This is a genomic window from Mycobacterium sp. NAZ190054, from assembly GCF_001545925.1.
Classification (GTDB): Bacteria; Actinomycetota; Actinomycetes; order Mycobacteriales; family Mycobacteriaceae; genus Mycobacterium.
In genome coordinates this window covers 1-10,811 of sequence record NZ_LMVQ01000109.1, presented here as the reverse complement: position 1 = coordinate 10,811, position 10,811 = coordinate 1, and the positions used below count along the sequence as shown (strand labels likewise).

Genomic DNA, 10,811 nt, shown 5'->3' with positions numbered 1-10,811 from the left:
GCTCTTGGTCGACGGGGTCTGACCCTCGACGATCTCGGTGACCGCGTGGATCCGGTCGTTGCGGGCCCGGTCCGACAGCGCGCCACGCAGTGCGGCGCGGATCATCTTCTTCGGGGTCCGCTCGCTGATGGCACCGGGGTGTGTGCGCGTCGCCGATCCCGCGCTGCTGCCCGCGGGCACCGCGACCGTGGTGTCCGGGGCCCGCGCGGTCGCCGACGAGACGCGACTGTTCGCCGAGCGCATCCGCTGCAGCGTGCCGATGCGCGTCAACGGCCGCGAGATCTACCTCATCGCCCCCGGCGGCCACCCGTTCGCGGTCATCGACATCCACGTCGGGGCCGGTCTCGTCGACCGCGTCAGGATCTCGGCAGTGCGCGACGCCGACGTTCTCGAAGCCGCCGCGAGCCGGACAGATGCGACGAGACCTGACCCGAACCGCGCGTGAGGCGAGCTTGTGGCCGGCTGTCGCGGTTTACTGGAGCGACCAGGTCCCGCGCGCTGAGAGGACAGTCATGCCGTCAGCCGACAACCGTCCGTCACCGCGTCCGTGGCTGCTGGCCTCACGGGCGTTCGCGGTGCTCACCGTCGCCGCGGTCGCCGTGTTGTTCGGCACCGCCGGCGAGCTCGTCCAGAGTCACCAACTCGAGGACGTGCACGGTACCGCCGCGATCGGGCTGCACGTGGTCTCGGGTGGGCTGTTGGTGGCGCTGGCCGGATTGGCCTACGCACGCGGGAAGGGCTGGTGGGCCGCCGCGCTGGCGGGCGCCCTGCTGGGGTACTCGTTCGTCCAGGCCGCGCTCGGCGAGAGCGCGACCCTGGCCCTGCACATCCCCGGTTCGCTGGCCGCCGCCGCGGTCACGTTCTGGCTCACGGCATGGCTGTTCTCCCCGGCCGCCGCGCCGGTGCACCGGTGAGATGTCGGATAGCAGGAACGGTCGGGGTTTCGTCACCGGCCGATCGGACAATCCCTGCCTCATGGAACCCGACAACGCCGCCACCCCGGAAGACGCCGGCAAGGCCACCGAGGAGCAGCGCGACCTGCAGGACAAGTTGGACCACCAGGACGACGACCCGGACGCGCCGGCGCGGGGACAGACCTACCGTCAGATCCCGGACGAGTACTGACGCCCGGCCGCCATCCGCTCCCGCAGGTCGTCGTAGATGGGACGGGATCCGACGGCGTTGGCGGTCATCACGGCCGCGGCGGTGGCGATCAACATGGGAAGCGCCGCCGAGGTCGTCGCCGTCATCTCCACCACGATGACGAAGCCGGTCAACGGTGCCCGTACCGTCGCACCGAAGAAGGCCGTCATCCCCGCCAGCACCAGCGGGATCGCCAGATGCGTTGTGTTCTGCGGCCATAACGCGTCGAAACACCCCAGGAACAGCGTTCCCCAGAGCGCGCCGACGGCCAGCAGCGGCGCGAAGAGCCCGCCGGGCACCGCCGCCGAGTAGCACACCGGCCCGGTCAGGAACCGGACCACGAGCAGTCCCACGACGGCCGGCAGGACGAGATCGTGCCCGTCGAGCAGCATCTGGGTCAGCGTGTCCCCGTCGCCGACGGTCAACGGCGCCACCCAGAGCAGCAGCCCGACGGCCGCGCCGATCGCGGCCGCCGTCGCCGGAGCCGGCACCCGGCGGAGCGCACCGAGGTGGTCGAGCGCCCACAGCACCACGACGTTGTAGACCGCCCCGAGCAGTCCTGTCCCCACGCCGAACACGAGGAACAAAGGGAGCCAGGCGAAATCGGGAGGGGCGACCGGCCCCACCCTGAAATCGGGGTCGTCGCCCAACAGCAGCCGGGATCCGCCGACCGCTGCCGCCGCCGCGAACACCGACACCAGTACGGTCTGTGGCCGCCAGGATTTCGTGACCTCTTCGAGGGTGAACAGCACACCCGCCAGCGGGGCGTTGAACGCGACGGCGAGGCCGGCTCCGCTCAGCGCCGCCTGCATCGTCCTGGCTTCCCCCTCGGGCAGCCGGGTCCGCCGCGCGGTCTGCGCTCCGATCGCAGCTCCCATGTGCACGGTGGGGCCTTCGCGGCCGAGGACGAGCCCGGAGCCGATGGCCAGGACCCCGCCGGCGAACCGGGCGGGGACGACCCGCAGGCGCGGCGCCGGCGCCCGACCGAGGAAGACCGCCTCGACGTGCGGGATGCCGCTGCCGACCGCCAGCGGTTCCCAGCGCACGATCAGCGCGGCGACCGCGGCGCAGGCGGCCACCGCGGTCAGCGGTATCAGCCAGCCCGGTCCCGGCAGTTGGTGCGCCCACGCGACCAGATCGACGCGGATGCGTTCGGCGGCCTGCAGGCACCAGCGGAATGCGCCGCCCACCACCCCGACGACGAGCCCGCCGGCGATCGCCGCCGCGCCGAGAACCACGGGGCGGGACAGCGAGTTCGTCTCCTGCCCTGCGTCGCGATCCACGACGTCCATCTTTGCGCGCAGAATCGACGGGAGGGCGTATTTCACCGACCGAGGGGGCACCGTGAGCACTCCAGACACACCCGACTACCCGCAGCCTGCCGGACACCGGGGCCGGGTCGAACCGGTGCCGCGGCGCGTCCGCGGCTATCTCGGCACCGAGTTGGTCTTCGACACCGGCGCAGCACGTTATGTCTGGGAGATCCCGTATTACCCGCAGTACTACATCCCGCTGCGTGATGTGCGCACCGAATTGCTGCGCGACGACGGACACGCCCAGCGGGTGCAGTTCGGTCCGTCCCGGTTGTTCTCGCTGGTGGCCGGCGGCACAACGGTCGACGGGGCGGCACGCGTCTTCGACGACGGGGACGGCCCGGTCGCCGGGTTGGTGAAGTTCGAGTGGGACGCGCTGACGTGGTTCGAGGAGGACGAGCCGATCTACAAGCATCCGCGCAACCCGTATGCGCGGGTGGATGCGCTGCGCTCACACCGCCACGTCGCGGTCGAATTGGACGGCGTGCCGCTGGCCGATACCCGCAGTCCGATTCTGCTGTTCGAAACCAGTTTGCCGACAAGGTATTACATCGACCGCACCGATGTGGTGTTCGAGCATCTGGAGCGCTCGGACACCCAGACGGTGTGTCCGTACAAGGGCACCACCTCGGCCTACTGGTCGGTGCGGACCGGCACAGGACTGCACCGCGACCTCGCCTGGACCTACACCTACCCCGTGCCGGCGGTCGGCGCGATCGCGGGGCTGATCGGGTTCTACAACGAGAAGGTCGACATCACGGTCGACGGTGTGCGTCTGGAGCGGCCCCGGACCATGTTCGGTTAGGGCTCACGCCCGGTCGGCGATGTCCGCGTACTCCGGGTGCCGGTCGACGTATTCGGCGACCATCCAGCAGGTCGGGACGACGCGCAGGCCCTCTGCCTTGGTCTCCCGTAGCGCTTCGGCGACGAGAATCGTTGCCAGGCCGCGCCCTTGGAACTGCGGGAGAACTTCGGTGTGCGGGAAGATCCGGCGGCCGTCACGGTCGTGGAAGTCGGCGAGCCCGACCTTGCGGCCGTCCACCTCGATCACGAAGCGTCCGGCCTCCCGGGTGACGGTGGTGGGGGCTCCGGTGCGGTCGGGCGGCGTCTCGTTGCTCATCACTCCACGATAGGTCCGGTGCCGGTCACCGGCCCCTGGCCGCGTCGCCGCGCAGCGTCATCACCGTGCTGGTGACGGTCGCGGCGACCTTGCCGTCCGCGCGCACCACGTCGCAGCAGTAATGGGTGATCGTGTTGCCACGGTGCGGAGCCCACGCGGTCGCGGTCAGGGTGTCCGACCACACCGGACGCAGGAACGCCGCGCGGATGTCGATGCTGGTGAACGTCTCGCCGGGCTGCATCAGCGTGGAGTGCGCCGTGCCGATCGCGGCGTCGGCCAGCTCGACGAGGAAACCGCCGTGCACGGTGCCCTGCTGGTTGCCGTGCCAAGCCGGATCGGTTCTGACGCGCACCGACGCGGTGCCGGCGCCGACGGACTCGATGTCGAAGCGCAGAAGCTCCGAGATCGCGGTCGGATACCGCATGTGGATCTCGGCGGCGGCGTCCACTTCTCCGCTGACCAGCTGCTTCAGGAACTCCAACACGGGCAGGGTGGGGGGCTTCGACATGGCTCGACGGTAGGTAGCTGGCATAGTGCAATCAAAGAATTGTCCTACAGACAAGGTGGGTGCCCGGTGCGCATACACCGCCACACCGAGGTCGCCGACGACATCGCCGCGCAGATCCGCGCCGGCGCGCTGCCCGCCGGGACGCGGCTGCCGACCCACCGCGCGCTCGCCGAGAAGCACGGCATCGCGGTGGCCACGGCGACCAAGGTGTATCGCGTGCTCACCGACGCCGGCCTGGTCGTCGGCGAACCCGGCCGCGGCACCTTCGTGCGCGACGTCAGCGGGTTCGCCGGTCTGGAGCCGACGCGCCGGACACCGGCGGGCCGCGTCGCGGACCTGTCGTTCAACCAACCGCTCGCGCCGGCGCAGGGCGAACAGTTGCGGCGCGCGCTGCGCGAGCTCGCCGCCGAGGGGGATCTCTCGGCGCTGCTGATGCAGGAACCGCCCGGCGGTCGCACACGCGGGCAGGCCGCGGTGGCCACCTATCTGCTCGGCCACGGCATCGACGTCCCGCCCCAGAACGTCGTGCTGACCGCCGGCGGCCAGCAGGGCCTCGACGCCGTCCTCGGCACGGTCGCCACCCCGGGATCGATCGTGGCGGTGGACGCGCTCACCTATCCCGGCGTCAAACTCATCGCCGCGGCGCGACGGCTGGAACTGGCGCCGGTGCCGGTCGACCACTCGGGGATGGACCTGGACCACCTCGAGCGCCTCTGCGCGCGACGACCGGTGTCGGCGCTGTACTGCACTCCGACACTTCACAATCCGCTCGGCTTCGTGCTGGGCGCGGCCGAGCGCGAGCGGCTGGCCGCGCTGGCGCTGCGCCACGACCTCGCGGTCGTCGAGGACGGCGTCTACGCGTTCCTCGAGCCCGGCCACACGCCGATCGCGGCGCTGGCCCCGGAGCGCACGTTCTATGTCGGCTCGGTGTCGAAGAGTCTGGCGCCCGGCATCCGCTTCGGGTTCGTGGTGACCCCGCAGCGTCGGCGCGGCGCACTGATCCGGGCACTGCGCGCGAGCAGTTGGGGCACGTCGACGATCGCGGTCGCGCTGGCCACCCGCTGGCTGGCCGACGGCACGGTCGAACAACTGGAGGCGGCGCGGCGTGCCGATGCCCGGCACCGGCAGCACCTGGCGCGTACCGAACTCGCCGCGCTGGGCTATCACGGGCATCCGGGTTCGTACATCGGGTGGCTGTCGCTGCCGGAGGAAGCACGCAGTGACGTCGTCGCCCGCCAACTCGCCGAGGCCGGAATCCTGGTGTCGACCGCGGACGCCTTCGCGACGACCAAGAGCGTCCCGAACGCGCTGCGGCTCGCGCTGGCCACGCCGCCCGAAGCCGACCTGACCCATGCACTCGGTGAAATCGCCTGCCGCATACGCCAACACCTGCCGCTCGCGTGACGCCGCTGCCCCCGCCCCGGGTTGCAACCTTTGCCGGCTTTGCCATAATTGGCACTCGTCGGATGAGAGTGCTAATGCTTGCTCGGCTGGAAGGAGACATTGGTGAGCGGCACTGACATCGTCAGCGATTCCACGATCGAACCCCTGCGTATCGCGCTCATCGCGCCCCCGTACTTCGACGTGCCCCCCAAGGGCTACGGCGGCACCGAGGCCGTCGTCGGGGACCTCGCCGACGCGCTCGTGGCTCGCGGCCATCGGGTCACCCTGATTGGGGCCGGTGAACCGGGGACCGCCGCCGATTTCCTCCCGGTGTGGGAGCGCACCCTCAACGATCGGCTGGGTGAACCGTATCCGGAAGTCATGCACGCCTTGAAGGTCCGCCGCGCCATCACCAAGCTCGCCGTCGAGGACGGCATCGACGTCGTGCACGACCACACCCTGGCCGGACCGCTCAACGCCGCGATCTACTCCGCGCTCGGTCTGCCCACCGTGGTCACCGTGCACGGACCCATCGACGACGACCTCCTCCCCTACTACCGGGCCCTGGGCGGCGACGCCGGCCTGATCGCGATCAGCGACCGCCAGCGCCAACTGGCACCGGACCTCAACTGGGTCGGCCGGGTGCACAACGCACTGCGGATCGAGGACTGGCCGTTCCAGGCCGAGAAGCAGGACTATGCGCTGTTCCTCGGCCGCTACGCGCCGTACAAGGGGGCACACCTGGCGTTGGAGGCGGCCCACCGCGCCGGCGTGCCGCTGGTGCTGGCCGGAAAGTGCGACGAGCCTTCGGAGAAAGCGTATTTCGAGGAGCGGGTCGCGCCGTTGCTGACCGATTCGGACACGGTGTTCGGCGAGGCGGACGCGACCAGCAAACGCCGCCTGCTCGCCAACGCCCGGTGCGTGCTGTTCCCGGTGCAGTGGGAGGAGCCGTTCGGGATGGTGATGATCGAGGCCATGGCGTGCGGCACACCGGTGGTGGCGTTGCGGGGCGGGGCCGTGCCCGAGGTGATCGACGACGGTGTCACCGGCGTCATCTGCGATGATCCCGACGCGTTGCCGACGGCGATCGAGGCCTCGCGGGCGCTGGATCCGGCGGCGTGCCGGCGGCACGTGGCGTCGAATTTCACTGTCGCGCAGTTCGGTGCGGGTTACGAACAGATCTACTACGAGGTCGCCGACCGCCGCCGCACACGCCGGCGGGCACCCCGCTGGCGCCGCCGGGCGGCCGCGTCTGCGGCCCCGGCTCGGGACCGCACGTCCGCGCGTTCGGAGGCTCACGCATGATGGCGGGCTCCGGCGTGCTGAACGCCGGTGCGCCGGCACACACCGGCGGCGGTGACACCGTGACACTGGTCGAGGGCGGCACGTTCTGCCTGTCGGACAGCCACGGTGACATCGCGAACCGGTCCCACGGCCTGTTCTTCCGCGATGCGCGCATCCTGTCCCGGTGGGAACTGCGCCTCGACGGGGCCGCTCCGGAGCCGTTGACCGTGCAGACCTCCGAAGCCTTTACCGGACAGTTCATCTCGCGTCGCGCACCAGCGCCGGGCCGCGCGGACAGCACGCTGCTGATCACCCGGGAACGCCTGGTGGCCGACGGCATGCGCGAGGTCGTCACCGTGCACAACCTCGACCGGGAGTCCACCGTGGTGACGCTGGTACTCCACGTCGACGGCGACTTCGCCGACCTGTTCGCGGTGAAGGAGGGCCGGGTTTCGGGCAACGCCGCCGAGATGTCGGTCGGCGACGGCGAGCTGATACTGCGGGAACGCGGTGAGTCCATGCGGGGTGTGGTACTCACCGCGTCGGCCGATCCGATCATCTCCCCGGGCACGCTGACCTGGCGGACGGTGATCGAACCCGCTCAGGTGTGGCAGACCGAGATCGTCGCACAGCCGACGTGGGGAAATCACAAGCTCAGCACCAGATTTCAGCGTGGGCAGCGTCCCGAGCGCAGCGGCCCGGGCCGCAAGATCGAACGGTGGCGCAACAGCGCCACCACCATCGGCACCGACCACCCGGAGCTGACCGCGGTGCTGCAGCAGACCGAGAGTGATCTCGGCGCACTGCTCATGCACGACGAACGCGGCACCCGCCGCTCGTTCGTGGCGGCGGGTGCACCGTGGTTCATGACGCTGTTCGGGCGTGACAGCCTGCTCACGGCATGGATGGCGCTACCGCTGGAGGTGGCGCTGTCCCTGGGCACGCTGCAGCAACTGGCGGACACCCAGGGCCGGCGGATCGACCCGATCACCGAGGAAGAGCCCGGCCGGATCATGCACGAGATCCGCCGCGGCCCGGACAGCGGCGACATCCTCGGCGGCAACGTGTACTACGGATCAGTGGACGCCACACCGCTTTTCGTGGTCCTGCTGGCGGAGAGCCGACGGTGGGGTGTCGACGACGAGGCCGTGCTCGGCCTGCTGCCCGCGGCCGACGCCGCGCTGCGGTGGGCGTTCGAGCACGGCGATCGCGACGGCGACGGCTTCATCGAGTACCAGCGCGCCACCGACCGCGGATTGATCAACCAGGGCTGGAAGGACAGCTTCGACGGCATCAACGACGCCGCCGGACGACTCGCGGACCCGCCGATCGCGCTGTGCGAAGTGCAGGCCTACCACTACGCCGCACTGCTGTCCCGCGCCGAGCTGGCCGACGGCCTCGGCGACAGCGCCACCGCCGACCGGCTCCGCACCGAGGCCGGGGAGTTCCGCGACAAGTTCCTGACGCAGTTCTGGCTCCCGGATCGCGGGTACTACGCCGTGGCGCTGGACCGTGACAAACGCCCCGTCGACGCGTTGACCAGCAACGTGGGGCACTGCCTGTGGGCAGGCATCGCGTCCGACGAGCACGCCGCGGCGCTGGTCGAGCGGCTGTCGGACGAGGCCATGGACACCGGGTTCGGGCTGCGCACCCTGGCCACCACGATGGGCGCCTACAACCCGATGAGCTATCACAACGGGTCGGTGTGGCCGCACGACACCGCGATCACGGTGGCGGGGCTGTTGCGCTACCGGCACCTGCCCGGCGCGGTGGCGCTCGCCGAGCACCTGGCCACCGGAATCGTCGATGCCGCAGCGTCATTCGGTGGCCGGCTGCCCGAACTGTACTGCGGCTTCCCCCGCGCACAGTTCGGTGTCCCGGTGCCGTACCCGACGTCGTGCTCACCGCAGGCGTGGGCCAGCGCGGCCCCGCTGCTGCTCGTGCGCAGCTTCCTGGGTCTGCAACCCGACGTGCCCAAGCGTCGGCTCACGGTGTCACCGCGTCTGCCCGCGAGCTGGGGCAGGGTCACCCTGACCGACCTGACGTTCGGGGACACCACGGTGTGCCTCGACGCCGAAGGGCAGGCCGCCAAAGTCAGCGGATTGCCGGACACCTGGTCGCTCGTGGTCGATTGACCCGCATCGACCGGGCCAAGGGACTGACACCACGTCTCCTTCAGAGCGGTCGAGCCGCAGTTCGAGCTGTTCGGCGACGTTGGTGCGCCCCTGCGGTCAGGCAGCCTCCCGGTCCTTCCCGGCGGTGTCACCTCCGTCGCGGCCCTTCGTGTCACCGCCGTCGCGGCCCTTCGTGTCGCCGCCATCGCGGCCCTCGGTGTTGCCGCCGTCGCGGACCTTCGCCGAACCCTCCTCGTCGTCGGCGAAGGTCCGCGGCGGCGCGTCACCGCTGCCGTCGACGTGTCCCCTCCGCACGTCGTCGGTCGGCGGTGACGTCTCGTCGTAGTCGTCCGTCGACGACTCCTCGGAATCCACCGCAGCTTTCGGCTCGTCGGCTGATTCCTGACGCGAAAGCTGGCGCTGGCGTGGAGAAGTGGCCGCCTCGGTCTGACCCGGTTCGTTCTCATCCGTCGATTCGGTTGTCACATCATCGGTCGTCGCGTTCTCGGTGCCCGGCACGCCCTGGATCCGCGTATCCGGATTGGTCGAACCGGGCCGCGTGACGCCCGGCGGGACCGGAACGAACAGGGAGCACAAGCCACACTGGGTGCCCAGCACGAAGGGATTGAACGCGGTGTTCAACCCCCGGATCAAGTTCGTGATGGTGTTCACGATCATGTCCAGGGTCGGGAATCTGATCTGGCTGAAATCCGGTGTCTCGGTGAGGGCGTCGAAGAAGTTCTGGAACGGCGTGAAGATGTTGAGCGCAGAGTTCTGCTGCGACCAGGGCTCGGTCACCCCGTCGGGATCCTTGATGTCGCACAACCCATCCGGACTGCAGGTGATCGGATTCCGCACCTCCGGGAAGGTGTAACCCCCGGGCGAGAAGAGAGCGACGATGTGGCGCAGGTCGAACATCGTCGACAGGATCTGGTCGGGACGATCGCACGCTCCGACGTTGGTCCCGGTGCACCCCACGTTCATCGGGAGCTGCGAGGCGGCCACTGCCGCCAGGATGTTGCCCAGCCCCACCGACAATGCGGGGAACGGCAGCAGCACATTGACCAGTGCCTGGTAGCGGGCGATATCGGCCGGGTCGGTGCCCAGCACGTTGAACGGGTGATACACCCACCAGCTGCCGCCATATTCGAGGTCCGCCGTCAGCCCGACCACGCCGGTCTGGTTCAGATCGATGCCGTTTCGGGAGTTGACGAAGCTGAACTGGCTGTCGGTCAGGTCGCCGAGGTTCACGTCGCCCTGACCCAGGGCATTGAAGAAGTTGTACGGGATGTTGGCCAGCGCGATGAACAGATTCGCCGGGATGTTGAAGATGCTCGGCGCCGCGGCGACCGCGGTGCCCGCCGTGGCGGGCTGCGCGGAACCGGACGGTCCACACAGCGCCACGGCGGCATCGCCGCAGACCTCTGCGGTGGTCGCGGCGCTGAGGTTCACCGGCATGCCGACGGTCCTCATCTGCGCGGTCGGTGGCGTGACCGGGGCGACGACGATGGCGCCGGCCCCCACCAGCGCCACGCCTGCGGTGACGAACGAGCCGAAGTAAGGCATGACCCCCCTTTGATTTCTGCGACAGCCTCACCCTGAGAGCAAGAACTCTTGACGACAGAGCTGAAGATAACGACCGCGAGCCAAGATCACAGCAATCTCGGGAGGAAAACCGAAAATAGGTTTCAAGATCGCGCCTAGACGCAGGTCAAGACAAATTTGGTGGGAGTTTACTGTGAACTGTTTTGCAGATCTAGCAATCTTCATCCGATGCCATGCCGGAGTTCGGCAACGCCGCGCTCAGACCGCTTGTCGACGATAGTGCCCCTTGGGGTGGTGGACTTCGGATCGGCGTGGGTGCACGCGTGGTGATCAACGAGTCGTGGTGAATGTTAGGCGATTTGACGTTGTTCGGCGATGGGTTCGGCGGCGGCCTGTTTGTC

Annotated in this window: 12 protein-coding genes; 7 read left to right on the top strand and 5 right to left on the bottom strand. The window is 69.5% G+C overall.

Going from position 1 to position 10,811, the window contains the following annotated elements; translation table 11 throughout:
* A partial coding sequence (gene rplD / locus ASJ79_RS34985; protein ID WP_369803637.1) for a 50S ribosomal protein L4 occupies nucleotides 1-243 on the bottom strand: 243 nt, incomplete at its 3' end.
* Here rplD and ASJ79_RS09540 point away from each other — a divergent pair.
* From ASJ79_RS09540 to ASJ79_RS33110, 3 genes are all read left to right on the top strand, one after another.
* Nucleotides 128-445, top strand: a complete 318-nt coding sequence (locus ASJ79_RS09540) for a hypothetical protein (RefSeq protein ID WP_231750799.1) — start codon at nucleotides 128-130, stop codon at nucleotides 443-445. The two genes, rplD and ASJ79_RS09540, sit on opposite strands and share 116 nt — an antisense overlap.
* A gap of 67 nt (nucleotides 446-512) precedes the next feature.
* Nucleotides 513-914: a hypothetical protein gene (locus ASJ79_RS09535; protein WP_067954513.1), complete on the top strand. Its 402-nt coding sequence runs from the start codon at nucleotides 513-515 to the stop codon at nucleotides 912-914.
* Between the two features lie 61 nt (nucleotides 915-975).
* A complete protein-coding gene (locus ASJ79_RS33110) occupies nucleotides 976-1,125 on the top strand; it encodes a hypothetical protein (protein WP_197420149.1) in 150 nt (49 codons plus the stop codon).
* Here the strand turns inward: ASJ79_RS33110 and ASJ79_RS09530 are convergent.
* On the bottom strand, nucleotides 1,104-2,435 hold the full coding sequence (locus ASJ79_RS09530) for a ClC family H(+)/Cl(-) exchange transporter (protein ID WP_067954511.1): 1,332 nt from the start codon (nucleotides 2,433-2,435) through the stop codon (nucleotides 1,104-1,106). The two genes, ASJ79_RS33110 and ASJ79_RS09530, sit on opposite strands and share 22 nt — an antisense overlap.
* Before the next feature lie 52 nt (nucleotides 2,436-2,487).
* On the opposite strand from ASJ79_RS09530, the gene ASJ79_RS09525 reads away from it, so the two are divergent.
* The gene (locus tag ASJ79_RS09525; RefSeq protein ID WP_067954509.1) at nucleotides 2,488-3,261 is read left to right on the top strand and encodes a DUF427 domain-containing protein; all 774 of its coding nucleotides are present in this window, start codon (nucleotides 2,488-2,490) and stop codon (nucleotides 3,259-3,261) included.
* A gap of 3 nt (nucleotides 3,262-3,264) precedes the next feature.
* Here ASJ79_RS09525 and ASJ79_RS09520 read toward each other — a convergent pair whose 3' ends face one another.
* Nucleotides 3,265-3,576 (bottom strand): GNAT family N-acetyltransferase, encoded by a 312-nt coding sequence (locus ASJ79_RS09520; protein WP_067954507.1) that lies wholly within the window; start codon nucleotides 3,574-3,576, stop codon nucleotides 3,265-3,267.
* A 25-nt stretch (nucleotides 3,577-3,601) separates the two neighbouring features.
* On the bottom strand, nucleotides 3,602-4,000 hold the full coding sequence (locus ASJ79_RS09515) for a PaaI family thioesterase (protein WP_067954515.1): 399 nt from the start codon (nucleotides 3,998-4,000) through the stop codon (nucleotides 3,602-3,604).
* A 150-nt stretch (nucleotides 4,001-4,150) separates the two neighbouring features.
* Between ASJ79_RS09515 and ASJ79_RS09510 the strand changes: the two genes are divergently transcribed.
* The 3 genes from ASJ79_RS09510 (at nucleotide 4,151) to ASJ79_RS09500 (ending at nucleotide 8,886) form a co-directional block, all read left to right on the top strand.
* Nucleotides 4,151-5,488, top strand: coding sequence for a PLP-dependent aminotransferase family protein (locus tag ASJ79_RS09510; protein ID WP_067954505.1), 1,338 nt, complete (start codon nucleotides 4,151-4,153; stop codon nucleotides 5,486-5,488).
* Between the two features lie 102 nt (nucleotides 5,489-5,590).
* Nucleotides 5,591-6,772, top strand: coding sequence for a glycosyltransferase family 4 protein (locus tag ASJ79_RS09505; RefSeq protein ID WP_082753745.1), 1,182 nt, complete (start codon nucleotides 5,591-5,593; stop codon nucleotides 6,770-6,772).
* Entirely contained in the window at nucleotides 6,772-8,886 is a 2,115-nt protein-coding gene (locus ASJ79_RS09500) for a glycogen debranching N-terminal domain-containing protein (protein ID WP_156448358.1), read from the top strand. Before ASJ79_RS09505 ends, ASJ79_RS09500 begins: the two co-directional genes overlap by 1 nt.
* Nucleotides 8,887-8,982: 96 nt before the next feature.
* Here ASJ79_RS09500 and ASJ79_RS09495 read toward each other — a convergent pair whose 3' ends face one another.
* Entirely contained in the window at nucleotides 8,983-10,431 is a 1,449-nt protein-coding gene (locus ASJ79_RS09495; RefSeq protein WP_067954501.1) for a hypothetical protein, read from the bottom strand.
* Nucleotides 10,432-10,811: the final 380 nt, after the last annotated feature.

What these genes read in the sequence shown, in the direction of transcription:
- ASJ79_RS09500 (WP_156448358.1), top strand. Translation starts at nt 6,772, where the DNA reads ATGGCGGGCTCCGGCGTGCTGAACGCCGGTGCGCCGGCACACACCGGC.
- ASJ79_RS09515 (WP_067954515.1), bottom strand. Translation starts at nt 4,000, where the DNA reads ATGCGGTATCCGACCGCGATCTCGGAGCTTCTGCGCTTCGACATCGAG.
- ASJ79_RS09495 (WP_067954501.1), bottom strand. Translation starts at nt 10,431, where the DNA reads ATGCCTTACTTCGGCTCGTTCGTCACCGCAGGCGTGGCGCTGGTGGGG.
- ASJ79_RS09540 (WP_231750799.1), top strand. Translation starts at nt 128, where the DNA reads ATGGCACCGGGGTGTGTGCGCGTCGCCGATCCCGCGCTGCTGCCCGCG.
- ASJ79_RS09535 (WP_067954513.1), top strand. Translation starts at nt 513, where the DNA reads ATGCCGTCAGCCGACAACCGTCCGTCACCGCGTCCGTGGCTGCTGGCC.
- ASJ79_RS09530 (WP_067954511.1), bottom strand. Translation starts at nt 2,435, where the DNA reads ATGGACGTCGTGGATCGCGACGCAGGGCAGGAGACGAACTCGCTGTCC.
- ASJ79_RS33110 (WP_197420149.1), top strand. Translation starts at nt 976, where the DNA reads ATGGAACCCGACAACGCCGCCACCCCGGAAGACGCCGGCAAGGCCACC.
- ASJ79_RS09520 (WP_067954507.1), bottom strand. Translation starts at nt 3,576, where the DNA reads ATGAGCAACGAGACGCCGCCCGACCGCACCGGAGCCCCCACCACCGTC.